20 protein-coding genes are annotated in these 19129 nt (G+C 62.4%); 7 read left to right on the forward strand and 13 right to left on the reverse strand.

Annotated elements, in window-relative coordinates:
- Positions 1-37 precede the first annotated feature (37 nt).
- The gene (locus FJ970_RS10725; protein WP_140758552.1) at positions 38-436 is read left to right on the forward strand and encodes a winged helix-turn-helix transcriptional regulator; all 399 of its coding nucleotides are present in this window, start codon (positions 38-40) and stop codon (positions 434-436) included.
- A gap of 108 nt (positions 437-544) precedes the next feature.
- On the opposite strand, the gene FJ970_RS10730 is transcribed toward FJ970_RS10725, so the two are convergent.
- Entirely contained in the window at positions 545-922 is a 378-nt protein-coding gene (locus FJ970_RS10730) for a flagellar export protein FliJ (RefSeq protein WP_140758551.1), read from the reverse strand.
- Positions 923-1373: 451 nt separating this feature from the next.
- Here FJ970_RS10730 and ctrA point away from each other — a divergent pair, with 451 nt between their 5' ends.
- Positions 1374-2069 carry a response regulator transcription factor CtrA gene (gene ctrA / locus FJ970_RS10735; RefSeq protein ID WP_006203583.1) on the forward strand — a complete coding sequence of 232 codons (696 nt, stop codon included), beginning with the start codon at positions 1374-1376 and terminating at the stop codon, positions 2067-2069.
- Positions 2070-2189: 120 nt separating this feature from the next.
- Here ctrA and FJ970_RS10740 read toward each other — a convergent pair whose 3' ends face one another.
- Together FJ970_RS10740 and chpT are read right to left on the reverse strand one after the other, a co-directional pair.
- Positions 2190-2558, reverse strand: coding sequence for a response regulator (locus FJ970_RS10740; RefSeq protein ID WP_140758550.1), 369 nt, complete (start codon positions 2556-2558; stop codon positions 2190-2192).
- 238 nt (positions 2559-2796) lie between these two features.
- Positions 2797-3426 carry a histidine phosphotransferase ChpT gene (gene chpT / locus FJ970_RS10745; protein ID WP_140758549.1) on the reverse strand — a complete coding sequence of 210 codons (630 nt, stop codon included), beginning with the start codon at positions 3424-3426 and terminating at the stop codon, positions 2797-2799.
- A 400-nt stretch (positions 3427-3826) separates the two neighbouring features.
- Here chpT and FJ970_RS10750 point away from each other — a divergent pair, with 400 nt between their 5' ends.
- A complete protein-coding gene (locus FJ970_RS10750; RefSeq protein WP_373424628.1) occupies positions 3827-4348 on the forward strand; it encodes a DUF1134 domain-containing protein in 522 nt (173 codons plus the stop codon).
- A 155-nt stretch (positions 4349-4503) separates the two neighbouring features.
- Entirely contained in the window at positions 4504-5658 is a 1155-nt protein-coding gene (locus FJ970_RS10755) for a hypothetical protein (protein WP_140758547.1), read from the forward strand.
- Positions 5659-5704: 46 nt separating this feature from the next.
- Here the strand turns inward: FJ970_RS10755 and FJ970_RS10760 are convergent, their stop codons facing one another.
- The 5 genes from FJ970_RS10760 to FJ970_RS10780 form a co-directional block, all read right to left on the reverse strand.
- On the reverse strand, positions 5705-6499 hold the full coding sequence (locus FJ970_RS10760) for a TrmH family RNA methyltransferase (protein WP_140758546.1): 795 nt from the start codon (positions 6497-6499) through the stop codon (positions 5705-5707).
- A 101-nt stretch (positions 6500-6600) separates the two neighbouring features.
- Positions 6601-6945, reverse strand: a complete 345-nt coding sequence (locus FJ970_RS10765; RefSeq protein ID WP_140758545.1) for an ArsR/SmtB family transcription factor — start codon at positions 6943-6945, stop codon at positions 6601-6603.
- Between the two features lie 166 nt (positions 6946-7111).
- Positions 7112-7882 carry a HugZ family protein gene (locus FJ970_RS10770; protein ID WP_140758544.1) on the reverse strand — a complete coding sequence of 257 codons (771 nt, stop codon included), beginning with the start codon at positions 7880-7882 and terminating at the stop codon, positions 7112-7114.
- 79 nt (positions 7883-7961) lie between these two features.
- Positions 7962-8723, reverse strand: a complete 762-nt coding sequence (locus FJ970_RS10775; protein WP_140758543.1) for a 3-hydroxyacyl-CoA dehydrogenase — start codon at positions 8721-8723, stop codon at positions 7962-7964.
- 84 nt (positions 8724-8807) lie between these two features.
- Positions 8808-9332, reverse strand: coding sequence for a GNAT family N-acetyltransferase (locus FJ970_RS10780; protein WP_140758542.1), 525 nt, complete (start codon positions 9330-9332; stop codon positions 8808-8810).
- 269 nt (positions 9333-9601) lie between these two features.
- On the opposite strand from FJ970_RS10780, the gene FJ970_RS10785 reads away from it, so the two are divergent.
- Complete coding sequence (locus FJ970_RS10785) at positions 9602-10594, forward strand: glutathione S-transferase family protein (RefSeq protein ID WP_140758541.1); 993 nt, start codon at positions 9602-9604, stop codon at positions 10592-10594.
- On the opposite strand, the gene FJ970_RS10790 is transcribed toward FJ970_RS10785, so the two are convergent.
- Positions 10595-11092, reverse strand: a complete 498-nt coding sequence (locus tag FJ970_RS10790; protein WP_140758540.1) for an NUDIX domain-containing protein — start codon at positions 11090-11092, stop codon at positions 10595-10597.
- Between the two features lie 53 nt (positions 11093-11145).
- Between FJ970_RS10790 and FJ970_RS10795 the strand changes: the two genes are divergently transcribed.
- Complete coding sequence (locus tag FJ970_RS10795; RefSeq protein WP_140758539.1) at positions 11146-12075, forward strand: metallophosphoesterase family protein; 930 nt, start codon at positions 11146-11148, stop codon at positions 12073-12075.
- Here the strand turns inward: FJ970_RS10795 and FJ970_RS10800 are convergent.
- From FJ970_RS10800 to leuA, 4 genes are all read right to left on the reverse strand, one after another.
- Positions 12059-12673 carry a hypothetical protein gene (locus FJ970_RS10800; RefSeq protein ID WP_140758538.1) on the reverse strand — a complete coding sequence of 205 codons (615 nt, stop codon included), beginning with the start codon at positions 12671-12673 and terminating at the stop codon, positions 12059-12061. The two genes, FJ970_RS10795 and FJ970_RS10800, sit on opposite strands and share 17 nt — an antisense overlap.
- Positions 12674-12782: 109 nt before the next feature.
- Positions 12783-13583 carry an alpha/beta fold hydrolase gene (locus FJ970_RS10805; RefSeq protein ID WP_140758537.1) on the reverse strand — a complete coding sequence of 267 codons (801 nt, stop codon included), beginning with the start codon at positions 13581-13583 and terminating at the stop codon, positions 12783-12785.
- 198 nt (positions 13584-13781) lie between these two features.
- The gene (locus tag FJ970_RS10810) at positions 13782-15557 is read right to left on the reverse strand and encodes a tetratricopeptide repeat protein (protein ID WP_140758536.1); all 1776 of its coding nucleotides are present in this window, start codon (positions 15555-15557) and stop codon (positions 13782-13784) included.
- A gap of 255 nt (positions 15558-15812) precedes the next feature.
- Entirely contained in the window at positions 15813-17558 is a 1746-nt protein-coding gene (gene leuA, locus FJ970_RS10815; RefSeq protein WP_140758535.1) for a 2-isopropylmalate synthase, read from the reverse strand.
- Between the two features lie 402 nt (positions 17559-17960).
- On the opposite strand from leuA, the gene FJ970_RS10820 reads away from it, so the two are divergent.
- Positions 17961-19127, forward strand: coding sequence for an ATP-grasp domain-containing protein (locus tag FJ970_RS10820; protein WP_140758533.1), 1167 nt, complete (start codon positions 17961-17963; stop codon positions 19125-19127).
- The last annotated feature ends 2 nt before the right edge of the window (positions 19128-19129 follow it).

The raw sequence follows: 19129 nt of genomic DNA on the forward strand, positions 1-19129 counted from the left end.
TTGTCCAGTATGCACCTTTTTGATATATAGGTACCTCATGGATAGTGATTGCGATTCCCCCTACGGCTACGACGCGTTCCGGCGGACATGTCCGTCGCACACCGTTTTGGAGATGCTGGCCAGTAAATGGGTCTATCTGGTGGTCTGCGCGCTGCGCAAAGGCCGGCAGCGCAATGGCGCGCTTGCCCGCAAGCTCGAAGGCGTCACGCCCAAGATGCTGACCCAGACCTTGCGTGTGCTCGAGCGCGATGGCTTGGTGCGGCGAGAGGTCTATCCGGTCATTCCGCCACGCGTCGAATATGAATTGACCGAACTCGGTCAGAACCTAGCGGGACTGCTTGCCCAGATCAGATCATGGGCGGAGCAGCATGCGCCCGATATCAAGGATGCCCGGGCAAGGGCGATTGCCGGAAATGAGGGGGACTGGGCGGCCTAGGCCTTGCATGCCATCAGCGCATTCGCGGCGGCCCGCCGGCGCCGGGTGCAGGCTGTCGCCCGACAGGGTGCGCGCTTGTGTGCGCGCCGAATAGCGCGGATGTCCGCTTCAGCCGATCATGGCGCTGCGGCCACCGGTTTCGGCCTCGCGAATCTTGGTATCGCGCGATTCCAACATCTCCGCCTTGGAAAGCTCCGCTTCAGCTTCACCGAGTAATGATTCGGCGGCGCTTCGCTGCAGGGCGAGGTCGCCTTGCGAGTTCCTTAGATTGTCACGGCGCAGGCGCGCCGCCTTGGCGAAGGTCGGATAGGCGAAATGATTGATATCTGTGATGCCGGCTTTCTTTTCCTCGGCGGTGATCTGAAGCTCCAGTTCGACGGCCATGCGCTCGAACTCGGCGATCATCATGTCGAGCTGCAGCATCTGGCGACGCTTCTCATTCACCTGAAACTGTTTCAGCCGAACGAGGTTTTCACGTGACTTCATGATTCGGTACTCCCGGAAACGCACACCCGCACATATCGTCCAAACCACTTGGAAAGGCCCAAGCGCTGCCCGTGTCCACCGGCTTTCCCCGCACTATGGGAAACAAAACCCTAAAGTTTTTTGCCGATGGTAACCATTCGTTTACGGGCATTGTTAATCATACGTGTCAGGGCTTAAGGCCGGGTAAAAATTCCGGCCGCCGAAGCGAAGCCGCGTCGATGAGTCCCTGGAGTCACTTAGTCCAGGTTATTAATGTGTCGCATTAGGAAATTTGGTCTGTGATTCGTTATTAGATTCAAGAGGGTGTAGAAAGGGGTTAAAAAATCTGGTACCGTATTGGACGGGAAATTAGGTTTTGTTAACCATTCGATGGCAGCCTCTCTACAAGGCAACCACTGCTCCGGGGCAGGACGGGTCGTGAAATGGTCCGGCGGCAGAAAAGGGGAATGAAATGCGTGTTCTGCTGATAGAAGATGACAGTGCAACCGCACAAAGCATCGAGTTGATGCTGAAATCGGAAAGTTTCAATGTCTATACGACGGACCTCGGCGAAGAGGGTGTCGATCTGGGCAAGCTCTACGACTACGACATCATCCTTCTCGATCTCAACCTGCCCGATATGTCCGGCTACGAGGTCTTGAGAACGCTTCGCCTCTCCAAGGTAAAGACGCCCATCCTCATCCTCTCCGGCATGGCCGGCATCGAGGACAAGGTACGCGGCCTCGGCTTCGGCGCGGACGACTACATGACCAAGCCGTTCCACAAGGACGAGCTGGTGGCGCGCATTCATGCCATCGTGCGCCGCTCCAAGGGCCACGCCCAGTCGGTCATCACCACGGGCGACCTGGTGGTCAACCTCGACGCCAAGACCGTCGAGGTCGGTGGCCAGCGCGTGCACCTCACCGGCAAGGAATACCAGATGCTGGAGCTGCTCTCGCTGCGCAAGGGCACCACGCTGACCAAGGAAATGTTCCTCAACCACCTCTATGGCGGCATGGACGAGCCGGAGCTGAAGATCATCGACGTCTTCATCTGCAAGCTGCGCAAGAAGCTCGACGCCGCGTCCGGTGGCCAGAACTATATCGAGACCGTCTGGGGCCGCGGCTATGTGCTGCGCGAGCCGGAAGACATCCGCGTCAGCGCCTGAGCGCAGTGGGCGGAGCTTTTCTCAAAAACCCGGCCATGGCCGGGTTTTTGCATGTGAGCCGATAATTATTTTGCGCACTGCGAGACGGCGGACCGCCGCGCGGGTCTCCTGGAACAGCGTTCAGGCAGCGATCTTCAAGGCGCGAAAGCGCTCGAGCAGTTGCGGGCGATTGAAGGGCTTCAACAGATAGCCCTGCGCGCCGGCGCGCTTTGCCCGCATGATCGATGCGATATCGAGCTCGACCAGCGAGATCAAAATCTGCGGCCTGATCGGGCTTTCCATGGCACAGACGCGCCGGATGAGGTCGACCGCCTGCACGTCCGGCAGAGCGCCGTCGACGACGATGATGTCGGGCATGTCGGCGGCGCACATCTCCAGTGCGTCAAGCCCGCTGGCTGCCTCGATGACCATCATGTCGGAACCGCCCAGGATGCGTTTTGCCACCTTCCTGATGACGCTAGAATCGTCGACGAACATGCAGCGTTTCATTTCCGGTTCCTCTCTGCCCTTGGACAGCCCGGTCGTTCGGGGCATCTGCGGCGTAGCCTAGACCGATCTGGTAAAGAAGCCGAAAAGCCGTTAGGTAAAATTTTTGCAAAGATGTCGTTCGAAGGCCTTTTCCTTGCGGATGCTTCGGCGGGCAAAGATCATCGCGCCTATCTGGGGCGTCAATGAAATATTTCAGACTGAAATACTTTGTTCGGTCGCGCGCCACCGGGCGCCGGTTTCAGGCCGCTGAAAGGACGATTTCTTCAGCCGTCGCATGGATCGAAATCGTCATGTTGGCCTCGCGGGCCAGCAGCAGCGTATAGTAGGGTTGCACCGAATGCGCGTCGATCGGCTCTTCCGGCTTGTGGCCGGAATGCAGTTCGAGGAATTTCGGCGGCACACGCAGCATCGGCCCGCTTGCCGAAAGCGAAAAGCGCGGCTCGGTTTCGAGATTTTCGAGCGTGACGACCAGTTTGCCGCCGCGCGGAATGGCGGCATTGGCGACCAGGAGCAGGTTGAGCAGCAGCTTGACCTTGTTCTTGGGCAGCAGCGCGCGGATTCCGTTCCAGACCAACTCCGGCTTTTCGTTCTTGAGGAAGGCGATGGCGACGGCCTCGGCATCTCCGGTGTCGATCATCATGCCGGCCGAGCCGGCGGCGCCGAAGGCGATCCGGGCGAACTGCAAGCGGGCCGAGGCGTTCCTTGCACTCTGGCGGATGAGCCGCATGGCGTCTTCGTCGGCGCCGCCTTCGTCGAGCAGTTCAAGCCCGTTGTTGATCGCGCCGACCGGCGAGATGATGTCGTGGCAGACGCGGCTGCACAAAAGCGCCGCCAGGTCGGGAGCGGAAAGGGTGAACAGATCGGCCATCGGCGAAATCCCTGCAAAATCTTCCAGTTCGTGGCCAAGCGATCGATCTTCGCGCCTGCCCACACGAATCACGCTTCAACCCAAGGCTTTCTGAATACACAGCGCCCGCGCGTGCAGCAACAAATCCAAATTGTCGTCATGGCATATGGCGCATTCACGCAGGCTGCGTGTCCCCTCAAGCGGCCAAACAGCCTTCGAACCGCCATCTTCATGTGGGAGTTTAATGGTTGAAAAAGGATTACGGCATAGTTTGCCCCTAACAGTCATCCTTAACGGCCGCCTAAAGAGCCGTACGGATGCGAGGCGTCGGCGAAAGTGCTTCATGACGGAGATTGGAAGCATGTTTTCCCGATTCTATGACCGGAGTTTTCTCCGTGTCCTCTCAATGGCGATCACGCTCATGGGCGTTCTCGTTTTCACGACATCGCCCTTGCGGGCCCAGGAGTACACCGCTCAGGAGATTGTCGATTCCGGCCACAAGTTCTTCGGCGCGACATCGGGCGGATTGGCCACCGTCGTGGAGAAGATATTCGCCTCCTACGGTCTGCCCAATGGCTATCTGCTCGGCGAGGAGGGATCCGGTGCGCTGATCGGCGGCCTGACCTATGGCGAAGGCACGCTTTACACCAAGAATGCCGGCGATCACAAAGTCTTCTGGCAAGGCCCGTCGCTGGGCTGGGATTTCGGCGGCGAGGGGTCACGCGTGATGATGCTGGTCTACAATCTCGACGATGTCGGCAACCTCTACAATCGCTATGGCGGCGTCGCCGGTTCGGCCTATGTGGTGGCGGGTATCGGCTTCAACGTTCTGAAGAACAACAATGTGCTGCTGGTGCCGATCCGTACCGGCGTCGGCGCGCGGCTCGGCGTCAATCTCGGCTACCTGAAACTGACCGAGCGAGCGACCTGGAATCCGTTCTGATCTGTCCGATATGATGGAATCGCGGACCGTTCGACCGGATTCCCGAGCCACGACCCGAATGACCCGCGGCAAGCCCTTGCCGCGGTGCCGGATTTCCGCCATGCCAACATGGCACAGTCCAGCCTTCCAAGTTGTCGTCGATAACGGGTAGTCCTTTGGTTCAGTCGGTCCTGTTCTTTGCCCTCGGCTTTCTCTGTGCCGGCTTTCTGGCTCTGATGGTGGCTCCGGCCGTCTGGCGGCGTGCCGTCGCCCTGACCCGCAGGCGCATCGAAGCCTCCATCCCGCTGACGCGAGCTGAAATCCAGGCCGACAAGGACCGGATCCGGGCCGAGTACGCCATGTCGACGCGGCGACTTGAAATCAACGTCAAGACGTTGCGCGAGAAGGTGGCCGAACAACTCGTCGAAATCAATCGCGGCCGCGAGGCGCTGAAGGGGCTGGCGGTCGAGCGAGCGGGCAAGGATCATGCGCTCGCCGAACTCGGCGCCAAGAGCGAAGCGCTACGCCAGCGCGAAGAGGAACTGCATCAGCTTTCGGAGCGGCTCAAGGAAACCGAGCGAAAACTGGAAAGGCGGGCGCTCGATCTCGAGAAGCTGGAGCACATGTATGACGATGCCAGTTTTGCCTCCAGCAGCCGCCAGATCGAGCTCGTGGCCCGCGAATCCGAATTGCAGAAGCTCGCCAGCGACATCTCGCTGCTGCGCGGCCAGCGCAAGGAAGCGGATCGGCGCAGCCAGGAGATCGCGGCCGAAAGCAAGGCCGCGCGTGATGGCCTGAAGGCCGAGAAGAAAAGGGCCGCCGAACTCGACAAGAAGGTCGAGCGGCTGCTGGCAACGCTCGCCGACCGTGAGGACAAGCTTGATCGGCGCGAAAAGGAGTTGGCGCGGTTGCGGGAAAAAACGAAAGCCGAGGACGGCGCATCGGCCTCGCGGCTGGTCGGCAAGCCCGATGAAGCGGGCCGGCATGACGAGGTCGGCAAGCGCGACGACATGGACCGGGCGATTGCCAAGCTCGACGGCGACCGCGAACGGCTGGAGGCCAGGCTGACGGCGCTGGCGCGCGAGAACAAGCGGCTTAAGGCGGATCTCGGCGCCGTGGCATCGTCGGGTTTGGCGAATGGCAATGGCGCCGCGTTGCGTGAGCAGATGAACGAACTGGCGGCGGAGGTCGTCCATCTGACGGCCAAGCTCGAGGGTCCCGATTCACCAATCGCCAAGGCGCTGGCGGCGCCGCAGGACAACCGCTCCGCCGGCCACGACCGCAGCCTCGCCGACCGCGTGCGCGCCTTGCAGAAGGCAGAAGCCAACTGACGGGTGCGGGCTGGCCGCTTTCGTCGCGTCCTGACTCACATCAAAGTCAGCGCGAGAAATGATGCAGGGCAATGGCCGAGGCGGCGGCGACGTTCAAGCTGTCGAAACCTTTCGACATGGTGATCCGCACGGTTTGCAATCGGGAAAGCAGGCTTTCGGGCAGACCTTCGCCCTCGGTGCCGAGGTAGAGCGCCAGGCGCTCGCCGCGCCGTGCGTCGCGTATGTCGATCCGGCCGCGCGGTGACAGTGCGAACTGGTCATAGCCCCGCCGATCGAGGTCCGCCGTGAAGTCCGCCGTGTCGGTGAAGGACGCGAAAGGGATCTTGAGCGCGGCGCCGACCGAAACCCGGATCGCCTTGCGATACAGCGGATCGCAGCATGTCGCATCCATCAGCACCGCATCGGCGCCGAAAGCGGCGGCGTTGCGGAAGATCGAACCCATATTGTCATGGTTGGCGATGCCGACAAGCACGACGACCAGGGCTTGAGCGGGCAAGGCATCCAGCAATGATCCGGCCGGGTGCGGCATCTCCTTGCGGCCGATGGCCAGGATGCCGCGATGCATATGGAATCCGGCAATCGCGTCCATCACCGCACTGGCGACGATGTAGACCGGCAGGTCCGCTCGTGTCTTGCGCAGCATGTCCTCCAGGCCGCCAAGCCGGTTTTCCAGGATCAGGATGGATTCGGCGCTGAAGCGGCGCGACGACAAAAGTAGGTCGAGCACCACCTTGCCTTCGGCGACGAAGCGGCCTTGCCGGCCCGCCAGATCGCGCTCGCGGATATCGAGATAGGCAGCGACACGCGGGTCGCGCGGATCGTCGATACGAATTGGGTCCATGTCCCGCTCAACAATAAAGAACGTGGCGCGTGTACCGGGAAAGACACACGAGCCACGCTCCGCAAATTGTCAGCGAGGTAAACGGCCGCGGCAGCGTCCGGTCAAGTCCCGGCGCGGCGCAACCTCTGCGCCATCTGCGACAGATCCTCCTTGCCGCTGCCGAAAATGCCATCCAGCATGGCGAGCAGCTCGCGCACCGCATCGGATTTGCAGGAATAGTAGATCATCTGACGATCGCGGCGGGTGTCCACGAGGTCGAGTGCGCGCAACTTGGCCAAGTGCTGCGAGAGAGCGGATTGGCTGAGCATCACCTTGTCGGCGATGGCGCCGACCGACATTTCACCGTCGATCAGATAGCTCATGATCAACAGCCGTTTTTCGTTGCCCATCAGCATCAGAAATTCGGCAGCCGATTCGGCGTTGGCGATTAGCTTTGTCGAGACCATTGATGCCCCATGCTGTTTGCTCATCGAGGCGCCATGGGGGCAATGGTGCCTGAATCCATAAATTCACTTGCGAAGGACGCCGACGAGTCAGCGCCAGAACCAAAGCCTAGAACATTTCTTTCAAATCTCAAGGGTTGCTTTTGATCAAATGCAATTTAGTCGCGTCTTATGCCTCCGATGCGGCCCTGCCGGCCCTGGCCATGGCAACTAGAACGGGACGCAATTCCGATACATTTATCAATGGTTGCGCGAAGAACACCCGGCAAACATTGTCCCCCGACACCAGATCCATGCCATCGGCGTCCAAACCGGCAATGGTCCAGCCATCGCCGGATGCCTTGGCGAAATGACGGGCATAGACGGCGATCGCCTCGAGATGGTCCGCATTCATGTGCTCAATGGCCGATTGTTCGCTTCCGGCGAGTTCCTCGATGATGGACCCAACGGCGAGGAGGTCGGACCGTTCGAGCAGATAGGCCTTGCCGAAGCCGCCGTTGAGGCTGGCGCGTTGCGGCTCCAGGCGAAAGATCGAAAAGTCGCCGAGCCCGGCATAGAGGCCCGCCTTGGGATTGCGGTTGAGATAGCGGCGCTCGGCGCGGGCATGCGCCTGCGAGTAGCGCTCCAGCCGTGATGCCTGGCAGATCAGCGTCAGCCTCGGATGCGCCAGCGGATCGCCTTTGCCGGGCTCGCCAAGCAACAGGGAACAGCGCGGATCGGCAAGCAGGGCTGATGTGTGCGCCGCAAGCATCGATACCAGGATAAGCGGCGCGCCGTCGATGTCGGTGGCGACGCCGACCCGGCTCGCCAGTGGCGATCCGGTCTGTGGTTCCAACACCGCCAAGGCGCCGAAGCGGGCACTGCGCAGAAGCGTTTTCGCCAACCGGATCGCCTCGGCGTCGGTCTCGCGGATTACATCCCTATCTTGATTTTGCTGCATCAAAACGCTCGCCACAATTTGTCCCGCTTATCGGTGCTGCCGGCCGGATCCGGTCCCTCCGACAACAGTTCGGCTAGCCCTATTTCGGCGCCATGCGGATGGCGCCGTCCAAGCGGATGGTCTCGCCGTTCAGCATCTGGTTTTCGATGATGTGCAGGGCAAGCGCGGCATATTCGGATGGTTCGCCGAGGCGCGGCGGGAAGGGCACGGCGGCGCCCAGCGAATCCTGCACGTCCTGCGGCATGCCGGCCATCATCGGCGTCTTGAAGATGCCGGGCGCGATGGTGCAGACCCGGATGCCGGAACGGGCAAGATCACGCGCCACCGGCAGCGTCATGCCGACCACGCCGCCCTTGGAGGCGGAATAGGCGGCCTGGCCGATCTGGCCGTCATAGGCGGCGACCGAGGCGGTGTTGACGATGACGCCGCGCTCACCACCCTGCAGCGGCTCGAGTTTCGCGGCGCGGTCGGCAACCAGGCGGATCATGTTGAAGGTGCCGATCAGATTGACCTCGATCACCTTGCGGTATTGGTCGAGTGGATGGGGTCCATCCTTGCCGATCGTCTTCACGCCAATGGCGATGCCGGCGCAATTGACCAGGATGCGCGGCTCGCCCAGCTTGGCGGCGACATCGGCGAGGGCGGCGGCGCCACTGTCGGCACTCGCGACGTCGCACTGGACGGCGATGCCGCCGATCTCGGCCGAAACCTTGGCCGCGCGCTCCATGCCGACGTCGAGGATGGCGACGCGGGCTCCCTTGGCGGCAAGCGCGCGCGCTGTTGCCTCGCCAAGGCCGGAGCCGCCGCCGGTCACGATCGCGATCTGGCCATTGGGGTTCATCGCGTCATCCCTCCTGTGAGAATGGCTTTGCTATGAAAATAGGGACGGATCAGGCCCGGATCGACGGGCCAGGTCAAGCCATCGCTAGACGTGCTCGGCAATCCTGGCCTGGCTGGCGTGACCGACCTCGCCCGAAAGCCTGGCAACCGCGCCCGGTATGATCTCATGCGACAAAAGGCGGTCGAAGTCGACAGGCCGCGGCATCGAAATCTGGCCGCGCGGAATGCGCTTGAATCCGAGCGGCCCGTAATAGGGCTCGTCGCCGACCAGCATCACGGCGGGTGCACCGGCCTTGGCGGCCGCCTCTAGCGCGATTGCCACCAGCCGGCGGCCGATGCCGAGATTCTTGAAGGTCGGCCGTACCGCGAGCGGCCCGAGCATCAACGCCCGGCCGGCACCGGCCGCTATGCGCGTCATGCGCACCGAGGCGACGACGAGGTCGCCGTCGACCGCGACAAAGGACAGGGCGCGCTCGTGACCGCCGGCCTCGCGGATCTTGTAGGCGGCCAGCACGAAACGGCCAGGCCCGAAGGCTTCGTCGTTGATGGCTTCGATTTCAGGATCGTGCGCCGGGGTTTCCGGCAGGTATTTCACGTCGGCAAGGCTCATGGTCGTTGCGTTCCGGTAGAGGAGGAAAGGTTGCTGCAAACGGCAGCATTCGCCAGTCAGCGCTTCATCAAGCGCGGGCGCCCTTTCGTCGTCGGTCAAACCGGATCAAAGCAAAGTCGAACATGCGGAGTGTCCGCTAGCACCAATTTTGCGCCGCCGCAATCGACCCGTTCGCTGGCCCTGCCGATTGACGATCTGTTCAGTCGCGAAGGATTTCCACCCTGCCGCCTCGCGCCCTACATGAAGTTCGAGCGCGAAAAGGAGACCCCATGGGATTGCTGGTCGATGGCAAATGGCAGGAGCGTCCGTCCACAACCAAGAACAGCGGCGGCAAATTCGTGCGGGCGCAATCGCAATGGCGCGACTGGATCACCCGCGACGGAACGCCGGCCGAGGGCCGCAGCCGCGGCTTCAAGGCGGAGCCCGGCCGCTATCACCTCTATGTCTCGCTTGCGTGTCCGTGGGCGCACCGGACGCTGATCTTTCGGGCGCTGAAAAAGCTCGAAGACGTCATTTCGGTGTCCGTGGTCCATCACTTCCTGGGCGCTGATGGTTGGACCTTCCTGGCGCAGGACGGCGGCACCGGCGACGCGCTCTATGGCCTCGATTTCCTGCATCAGATCTACACCAAGGCCGATCCCGCCTATTCCGGCCGGGTAAGCGTGCCGGTGCTGTGGGACAAAAAAGAGCGGACCATCGTCTCCAACGAATCCTCCGAGATCATCCGGATGCTCAATTCCGCCTTCGACGAATGGGGCGACGCAAGCCTCGATTTCTATCCGCATGCCCTGCGTGGCGAGATCGACGCGGTCAACACGCCGGTTTATTCAAACGTCAACAACGGCGTCTATCGCGCCGGCTTCGCCACCACGCAAACCGCCTATGAGGAAGCGTTCGGCGAGTTGTTTTCGACGCTCGATGCGCTGGAGGATCGCCTTTCCAGGCAACGCTATCTGGTTGGTTACCGCATCACCGAGGCCGACTGGCGGCTGTTCACCACTCTGGTGCGCTTCGATCCGGTCTATGTCGGCCACTTCAAGTGCAATATGCGCCGTATCGCCGACTATCCGAACCTGTCGAATTATCTGCGCGATCTCTATTCCGTGCCTGGTGTCGCCGACACGGTCAGCCTGCACCACATCAAGGCGCATTACTATCGCAGTCACGAGACGATCAATCCGAAACGGATCGTGCCGGTGGGACCGGAGCTCGACTATGGCGCGCCGCACGACCGAGCGCGATTCGGGAAGGCGGCTGCCTGATTACCAATAGGGCGATGCTGGCGTGTCGCCGAAGACCTCGGCAATCCGCCGCAGCGTTGCCGGTGTCGTGCCTTCCGGCAAGCGATCGAGCGGGAAGAAGCCGGCCTCGGCGATTTCACGGTCGGGCAGTTTCGGCGCGGTCTGGCTGAAATTTTCGACGAGATAGAAGCCGACATGGTCGCGCCGGCTCGAGCGGCGGTTCAAATGCATCGATTTGAAAACCGGTGGCGTGGTCAGCGCGATGTTGCCTTCCTCGGCCAGTTCGCGCGCCAGCGCGTCGGCCATTGTCTCGCCAGCCTCGACACCGCCGCCGGGGAGCTGCCAGCCGGGCACATAGGTGTGGCGAATGAGGAAGACGGAATTGGTGGCGGCATCGTGGATCAGGCCGCGCACACCGAGCGTCATCGGCCGCCGCAGCACGAAATAGAGATGGAACAGGCGGGCCCTCAAACCCGGCCAGCCAGTCTGGCGGAACGGAGCCTCGTCGTCGCTCGCCATCAGTCGCGAAACCGTGGGTGGAAAGGGGCGCGCGCGTCGCCTATGAAGGAGGAATGTTCAGGCTCGCGCATATTTCCGATGTCCATCTGGGGCCGCTCCCCGATGTATCCTATCGCGATCTCGCGTCCAAGCGCGTGCTCGGCTACGTCAACTGGCAGCGCAATCGCCGCCGCCACATGCACGATGCCGTCATCGACGCCATCGTCGCCGACATCAAGGCGCAAAACCCGGACCATCTCGCCGTCACCGGCGACCTCGTCAACCTGGCGCTCGACGGCGAGATCGAGATGGCCAAACACTGGCTCGAGACGCTGGGGCCGCCGCATGACGTTTCGGTCGTGCCGGGAAACCATGATGCCTATGTGCCCGGTGCCTTCGACAAGATCTGCCGGTCGTGGGCGGCGTGGATGAGCGGCGACGGTGTCAACACGCCGGTCGATCGCAATGCCTTTCCGTATGTGCGCGTGCGCGGCAATGTCGCGCTGATCGGCGTCTCGACGGCGCGCGCCACGGCGCCCTTCATGGCCAATGGCTTCTTCATGGAGGGGCAGGCGGAGCGGCTCGGCAAGATCCTCGAGAGCACGGCGAAGCAAGGGCTGTTCCGCGTGATCATGATCCATCACCCGCCGGTGCGGGGCGCCGTTTCCCAGCACAAGCGGCTGTTCGGCATCGCCCGCTTCCACAAGATCATCCGTCGCCATGGCGCCGAGCTTGTTCTGCACGGCCATTCGCATCTGCCGTCGCTGTTCCAGATCGGGCTTCGCGGTGTAAAGGTCCCAGTCGTCGGCGTCGCCGCCGCCGGCCAGGCGCCGGGCGGCAAACAACCCGCCGCGCAGTACAATCTGTTCGAGATTGACGGCGAAAAGGGGGACTGGCGCATCCGGCTGACGCGGCGCGGCCTGACCGGACCGTCCATACCGCCTTCCGACCTGCAGACCCTGGAACTCGGTGTCGAAGCCGGCGAGGCTATGGCCGCCAGTTGAGAACCATGGCGGCGAGGCGGTCCCAAAAGACCGCGGCGGACACCGCGAGGCCAACCAGTCCGCCGGCGGCGATCAGCCCAAGGCCGGACAGGAAGGCCGACCAGCCCTTGCCTTGCGTCGACGCTCGCAGCGGCGGCTCGGCTTCCGCGACCTCGGCGCGTCTCATGCCGGCGACCGCCGGCTCGACGCCACCTTCCATCATCCTCTGGCGCTCGACGATGCGCTCGGCGACATAACGCGTCACGGAATCGGCGACCGGCTTCATCTCGGTCGATTCGGCAAGCACGACACGGCCAACACGGGTGTCCTTGAGGAAGCGGTAGGTGCGGCGGTCGCGCCCCATCGCGACATGGCTGACGGCGTCGATCCACAGGCGCGGCTGTAGCCCCGAGGAGACCACAAAGTCGAAATTGTCCATGTCGGCTGGAACATCGGCAAAGACGGGCGCGAGGTCCGCGGCCAGGAGGTCGAGGCGCATGCGGTGCGCCTCGCGCATGTCGACCACGACATCGTCGCGGTCAGCGAAGGCGTTCTTCACGTCACGGATGGCATCGGACAGTTTGCTTGACGGATCGATCTTCTCGCCTGCGTCCTTCATCGGCGTCTGCCTCGCGGGGTTGGTTAACACGCAGTTAACACAGCCGCCGGCAAAATGCACTGGCGCTATCAAGGCGGCGAGGCGCCAAGGCGGCGTCGCGCGGGAAGTGTCAGCCGGTCGCGGCGAGTTTCGGGCGCAAGGGCCTGGCGCGGCGGTTCATGTTGCGACGGATGATCGTGGCGACCAGATCGGGCGCCTCCTCGATCAGCATATGGCCAGCCCCCAGCACGTGGTGCACATGAAATCGCGCGGGCAGATTATCCGTGTGGGTAAAGGGCAGCACGGAGTCGTCGCTGCCCCATACCACCATCACCGGCATGGTCAGTGTGTCCAACCGGTCGCGCGGGATGACGCCCTGCCGGTCGTCGCTGGTCATGGCGGCAGCAATCTCGATGAGTTTCTCCACCTGGCCGGGTCGCCTGCGCATGTCCCCAAGGGCGTCCACGGTGTGATCGATGGGCCGCGTCAGTGGCCCCGACATCGCGACGAGGCACGCCCGGATGTCGGATGGGTCCCTCGCGGCGGCAAAGCGGCGCAACAGCGGGCCGTTGATCTCGGCGCCGAAGCCGCCAGGCGCCAAAAGTGTCAGCGATGCCACCCTCTCGGGCTCGGCCAGCGCCATCAGCGTCGCCACCGCGCCGCCCATCGAGTGGCCCACCAGATGAACGCGCCTTACCGATCGTGCGGTGAGATCGGCGAGGACGGCCTTCGCCGCCACCTTGGCCGGGCCGGCGCCGGGGAAATCGAGCGACAGCCCGTGTCCGGGCAAATCATAAGCGAGTGTGCGCGCGGCAGGCGACAGCGACGGGACCACTTCGTGCCAACTGTCATGGCAGCCGCCGAAACCATGCAGCAGAACGATGGTCTTCGAACCGGCACCTCGTTCGGTGGCATGAAGCGATGAAATCATGAAGCTGGGACTTGTTGCAGGGCTATGAGAAACGCGAGACCACCGTCAATTGCGGCTGGATTGCGCCTCGTCTAGTGGGATGGCCAGTAAAATTTTCGCGATTTGTACGGTTGATGACAGAACTCGCCGGCTAACCGATATTCGATGATCGGTGCGTACGAAATCGACAATGCTCAGCGCCGTCGATATTGCTGGGCGTTAGCCTGCGCTGCCGAGTCCGGCGGCGCGTAACGCGCCGACCAAGCGCTCGGTCAGATCGGCCGGATATTTTCGGTCTATGAAGGTCGCGCGCGGGTTGGCGGCGAATTTCGGAAATTTGGCGGTCAGTTCGTCGAGCAGCCTGCGCGCCAGATTGTCCCGACCGGCGATCTTGGCGCCGATCAGCCGGGCGGCAAGATAGTGCGACTTCGTTGCGGTTGTTCTGAGAGAAGAACTGGCGATCGCGGCCTTGTTCGTGTCGCCAAGCATAAGTTCGCCGGCGAAAAGTCCAAAATCCCACCATGTCGGATGGCCGCTGGAGGCATCCACCGCCTGGGCCAGGATCGGCGTCCCCTCGGCATACCGGCCGGCGAAAATCAGACCGTAGCCATAAGCGGCGGCCATGGCGAGATCGTAGCGATTGAGGTCATAGGCCTTGCGCATCCAGCGCAGCGCCTCGTCGGCATTGCCAAGACGGGAATTGATGTAGCCGTAAGAGCGATGCGCATAAGGGCTGGTCGGTCCCATCTGCACGGCGCGGTGGGCGAATGTCATCGCCTTCTCGATGGTGGCATCCGGCGGATAGGCGTAGTGGTCATTCACGGCCTCCAGGTGGAGCGAGGCGAGTTCCGAATAGACCAGCGGTGACTTGGCACCGTTTTCGGCGAGGGTTTCGAGGCAGCGATAGGCGTCCTCGTGGGTCCTCGCGTTCTGGTCGAGATAATATTTGTCGTTGAGCGTCAGGCACTGCGTGAGGGCGGTCTGAATGCCGCTTTGTTCGAGATAGCCGTAGATCGTGCCGGAAGCAGGGAGAGCGGACGTCAAGATGCCGGCTATACTGTTCTCGACGGCGGTCGGTGCGCTGTCGGCGGCGGTCAGATTGCGCGACAAAAGCACCCGTCCGGTCGCCACGCTCTGCAGTTCGATCGTGATGTCTCCCGTATCCGGCCCAGGCAGAATATCGAAGATGAAGCTCGTGGCATTGGTGGCCGGATCGGTCGTGTCGACCGTGTTGCGACCGATGAAGTCGATCGTATCGAAGCTGCTCAAGCCGGCGCGCAGCGATGCGGCGACACGGCTGGCATCCGTGCCACTGGCCTTGACGGCGATGTAGACGAGCGGCAAGGCCTCGCTGGCGGGGGACGACGCGACGCTGTCGGTCAGGCCCGCGGTCTCGAGCGTGGCCGCAAGGTCGCCGCCTGCCAACAGCGCACCGCCGCCCTGACGCAGGATCAAAACGCCGAGCATGGCGATGACGACGGCGATCGCCATCCAGAAGAATCCGAGGTGACGTGCCACCGACGGCGCCGGCGCGACCATCGGTGCCGGCAAAGTAGCGGCCGGAATGGCACTTTCGGCGGTGCCGCGTTGCGCCGATGGAGCCGCCGCCGCTCCGTTCTGGATGGCGGGTTGGGACGTCTCCGGCAAGCGGATTGCGTTGAGCTCATAGGCCGGGACATAGCCGCCGCGCGGAATGGCTATGCGGACAGGCTCGGCAACACCTTCATTGGCGAAATATTGCTGCAGCAAGTCGCGCAGCCGGCCGGCCTGAACCCGCACCACCGCATCGGTCGAAGGATCGAAATCGCCATCCTTGCCGAAGACATCCATGGCGATAGAAAAGCCCTTGAGCCTGTCGGCTTCGCCTGCCTGTTCGCGCTCGACAAGATAACGCAGCAGCTTGCGTGCCCGTTCGGATCTTCCGAACGTTTCGCTGGCAAGCAGTCGCTCCAATGTTTCGCGCACTGCGGGGGCGGCAGGCGTGGCATGCTGCAAGTGTCGATCCTCTCGAAGTCGGCACAGGTTAAGGCACGGATCATATAATGCCCACACCGCCATACAAGTATACACGCATTATGTGATCGCGTACCTCACTGGATATTTTTCCGGTGGTTAACGACACGGTCGGTGTCGGCCACGCAATGGTCTTGGGAGTCATCATCAGCCAGTCGAGGCCAAAGCCTTGTTCGGGCTTGAAAAATGGCGGCGCGAGGGAAGCTACTTCTGCCTTCGCACCGCCGACCGTCGATGTTATCGCGCCTTGTGACCGACGATACGGTTGGCCGCTGACGTCACCGCTTCCAGCGAGGCAGCGACGATGTTGGTGTTGATGCCGGCGCCGAACAGCTTGCCGCCGGGATACTCCATCTCGACATAGGAGATGGCCGACGCATTCGAACCGCGCTGCATCGAATGCTCGGAATAATCGAGCACCGACATCTCGACGCCGACATGGCGCGACAGCGCGTCGACGAAGCCGTCGATCGGGCCGGTGCCGGTGCCGGAGATCGTCATTTCCTTGCCATTGTCGAGGATGACCGCCTCGACCACGCGCCGGCCCTTCACCTCGGTGTCGGGATAGGTGTGATGGTCGAGGAACTTCAGCCGGGCGCCCGGCTGGTCGACATAGGTTTCGAGGAAGCGGTCATGAATACGTTTTGCCGGTACTTCCTTGCCTTCGGCGTCGGTGATCGCCTGGATCGCCTGGCTGAACTCGATCTGCAGGTTGCGCGGCAGATTGAGGCCGTAATCGGCCTGCAGCACATAGGCGATGCCGCCCTTGCCCGATTGCGAGTTGATGCGGATGATGGCCTCGTAGCTGCGGCCGACATCGGCGGGATCGATCGGCAGGTAGGGCACTTCCCAGTGCGGCGTGTTGGCCTTCTTCAAGGCCTTCATGCCCTTGTTGATGGCGTCCTGGTGCGAGCCGGAAAAGGCGGTGTAGACGAGTTCGCCGACATAGGGATGGCGCTCGGGAATCTTCAGTTGGTTCGAATATTCGTAGACGTCCTTCATCCGGTTGATGTCGGAGCAGTCGATGCCCGGATCGACGCCTTGCGTGTACATGTTGAGCGCCAGCGTGACGATGTCGACATTGCCGGTGCGCTCGCCATTGCCGAACAGCGTGCCTTCGACGCGGTCGGCCCCGGCCATCAGGCCGAGTTCGGTGGTGGCGATGCCGGTGCCGCGATCATTGTGTGGATGCAGCGAGATGATCAGGTTTTCGCGGTTGTCGAGGTTGCGGCACATCCATTCGATGCGGTCGGCATAGATGTTGGGCGTCGACATCTCGACCGTCGACGGCAGGTTGATGATCAGCCTGTTGTCAGGGGTCGGCCTGACGATCTCGGTGACGGCGTTGCAAATCTCCAGCGCGACCTCGAGTTCGGTGCCGGTGAAGCTCTCCGGCGAATATTCGAAGCGATAGCCGCCGCCGGCCTTGGCCGCCATGTCGGTGATCATCTTGGCGGCGTCGGTGGCGATGCGCTTGATGCCGCCGACATCCTTCTCGAAGACGACGCGGCGCTGCAATTCGCTGGTCGAGTTGTAGAAATGCACGATCGGGTTGGTGGCGCCCTTCAGGGCCTCGAAGGTGCGGCTGATCAGTTCGGGTCGGCACTGCACCAGCACCTGCAACGACACGTCGGCCGCCACATTGCCTTCCTCGATGCACCAGCGGGCGAAATCGAAGTCGGTCTGCGAAGCCGACGGGAAGCCGATCTCGATCTCCTTGAAGCCCATGTCGAGCAGCAGGCCGAACATGCGCGCCTTGCGCTCGTGGCCCATCGGATCGATCAGCGCCTGGTTGCCGTCGCGCAGGTCGACCGAGCACCAGATGGGCGCCTTGTCGATGACCTTCGAGGGCCAGGTCCGGTCGGTGAGGCCGACGGTAGGGTAGGGCTGATATTTTCGGGCCGCGTCCGGCATGCCCCGGATTGGTTCCATTTCCTTGCCGGCTACCGCGGCATCATGGCGGATTTCTTCTCGTGCGTTCATCGTCGTTTCTCCCGGCGGCCGGCGGGTCCGCCCTTCAGGCGGATGTGGTGCCAAGCGGCGCCTATACCAGAATTTCGTTCGCTTGATGTGAATTGCCAAGGAGCATGCGCTTGCGCGGCGGTTCGACCGCCGGGCGCTCCTTCAGCGAACCCGGCGATCGCCGATAAGGCCGAGAAGAAGCAGGGTCGAGGCAAGCGCACGCACGGTCTTGCCGGCAAAGCCGGTCTGACGGGAAGCGATGGTGGCGCGCATGTTCATGGCCGCTCTCATACAGGAGCGGCCTGTTTGAGGCAAGCGGGGCCGGCCCCGTCGAATTTTATCCCTGGGCGGGTGCTCTTCCCCATACGCTGCAAATGGGCCAGAGTTGAACGGTGGCGGGGTGCCGCCGGCAGGGGGTCGTCTATGAATTTCGTGTTCTTCTCGCCGCATTTTCCCGCCAATGGCGCCGATTTCTGCGACCGGCTGAAGAAGGCCGGCGCGACCGTGCTCGGAATTGGCGATGTGCCGTTCGATGCGCTCGATGGCAAGCTGAAGGCATCCCTTTCCGAATACTACCGTATCGCCGACATGGAGGACTATGACGCAGTGCTCCGGGCGATCGGCCATTTCATCCACAAATGGGGCCGCATCGACCGGTTCGAATCGCTCAACGAGCACTGGCTGGAACTGGAAGCCAACATTCGCACCGACTTCAACATCTACGGCACCAAGCTCGATTTCGTGAAGAACCTGAAGCGCAAGAGCCGCATGCGCGCCTTCTTCCGCAAGAGCGGCGTCGAGACCATCGCGCAGCGCAAATGCTCCGACCGGGCCGGCGCCATGACCTTCATCCGCCGCGTCGGCTATCCCGTCGTGGTCAAACCGGATTCAGGCTCCGGCGCTTCGAACACGTTCAAGATCTCCAATGCGAAAGAGCTCGACCAGTTCTTCCGGGACAAGCCGGAGGACGTGACCTTCGTCATGGAGCAGTTCATCGAGGGGCTGGTGGTGACTTATGACGGGCTGGTCAACCGCGACGGCGAGGTGGTGCTGGCGGCCAGCCATCGCTACGATCAGAGCGTCATGGACGTGGTCAACAAGGACCGCCACATGAGCTATACCTGCTTTCCTCGGATCAGGCCTGTCGTCGAGGAGGCCGGCCGTAAGATCCTGAAGGCGTTCGACGTGCGCGAGCGCTTTTTCCACATCGAGCTGTTCGAGACCAGGGACGACCGCATCATCGCGCTGGAGGTCAACATGCGGCCGCCCGGCGCCTGGATGACCGACGCGATCAACTACACGTTCGACATCGATGTCTACGCGGCGTGGGCGGACATGGTGGTCAAGGACGCCGCCGGCGGCCCCTATGAGGGCAAGTATTTCACCGCCTATGCCAGCCGCAAGCGCCATCTCGACTATTTGCACAGCCATGCGGACGTGCTAGCCGCGCACGGCGACAAGATCGTCCATCATCAGCCAATAGAAGAGGTTTTCAGCCGCGCCATGGGGAATTACGCCTACCAGATGCGCTCGAAGGATCAGGCGGAGCTGCGCGAGGCGGTGGCCTATATCCACGCGGAAAAGGCTTGAGG

It is taken from the genome of Mesorhizobium sp. B2-1-8 (genome assembly GCF_006442545.2).
In the GTDB taxonomy this organism is placed as follows: domain Bacteria; phylum Pseudomonadota; class Alphaproteobacteria; order Rhizobiales; family Rhizobiaceae; genus Mesorhizobium.

Bases quoted from the DNA above. Each gene is read 5' to 3' on its own strand.
- FJ970_RS10725 (WP_140758552.1), top strand. From the start codon at position 38: ATGGATAGTGATTGCGATTCCCCCTACGGCTACGACGCGTTCCGGCGG.
- FJ970_RS10730 (WP_140758551.1), bottom strand. From the start codon at position 922: ATGAAGTCACGTGAAAACCTCGTTCGGCTGAAACAGTTTCAGGTGAAT.
- ctrA (WP_006203583.1), top strand. From the start codon at position 1,374: ATGCGTGTTCTGCTGATAGAAGATGACAGTGCAACCGCACAAAGCATC.
- FJ970_RS10740 (WP_140758550.1), bottom strand. From the start codon at position 2,558: ATGAAACGCTGCATGTTCGTCGACGATTCTAGCGTCATCAGGAAGGTG.
- chpT (WP_140758549.1), bottom strand. From the start codon at position 3,426: ATGGCCGATCTGTTCACCCTTTCCGCTCCCGACCTGGCGGCGCTTTTG.
- FJ970_RS10750 (WP_373424628.1), top strand. From the start codon at position 3,827: ATGGGCGTTCTCGTTTTCACGACATCGCCCTTGCGGGCCCAGGAGTAC.
- FJ970_RS10760 (WP_140758546.1), bottom strand. From the start codon at position 6,499: ATGGACCCAATTCGTATCGACGATCCGCGCGACCCGCGTGTCGCTGCC.
- FJ970_RS10765 (WP_140758545.1), bottom strand. From the start codon at position 6,945: ATGGTCTCGACAAAGCTAATCGCCAACGCCGAATCGGCTGCCGAATTT.
- FJ970_RS10770 (WP_140758544.1), bottom strand. From the start codon at position 7,882: ATGCAGCAAAATCAAGATAGGGATGTAATCCGCGAGACCGACGCCGAG.
- FJ970_RS10775 (WP_140758543.1), bottom strand. From the start codon at position 8,723: ATGAACCCCAATGGCCAGATCGCGATCGTGACCGGCGGCGGCTCCGGC.
- FJ970_RS10780 (WP_140758542.1), bottom strand. From the start codon at position 9,332: ATGAGCCTTGCCGACGTGAAATACCTGCCGGAAACCCCGGCGCACGAT.
- FJ970_RS10785 (WP_140758541.1), top strand. From the start codon at position 9,602: ATGGGATTGCTGGTCGATGGCAAATGGCAGGAGCGTCCGTCCACAACC.
- FJ970_RS10790 (WP_140758540.1), bottom strand. From the start codon at position 11,092: ATGGCGAGCGACGACGAGGCTCCGTTCCGCCAGACTGGCTGGCCGGGT.
- FJ970_RS10795 (WP_140758539.1), top strand. From the start codon at position 11,146: ATGTTCAGGCTCGCGCATATTTCCGATGTCCATCTGGGGCCGCTCCCC.
- FJ970_RS10800 (WP_140758538.1), bottom strand. From the start codon at position 12,673: ATGAAGGACGCAGGCGAGAAGATCGATCCGTCAAGCAAACTGTCCGAT.
- FJ970_RS10805 (WP_140758537.1), bottom strand. From the start codon at position 13,583: ATGATTTCATCGCTTCATGCCACCGAACGAGGTGCCGGTTCGAAGACC.
- leuA (WP_140758535.1), bottom strand. From the start codon at position 17,558: ATGAACGCACGAGAAGAAATCCGCCATGATGCCGCGGTAGCCGGCAAG.
- FJ970_RS10820 (WP_140758533.1), top strand. From the start codon at position 17,961: ATGAATTTCGTGTTCTTCTCGCCGCATTTTCCCGCCAATGGCGCCGAT.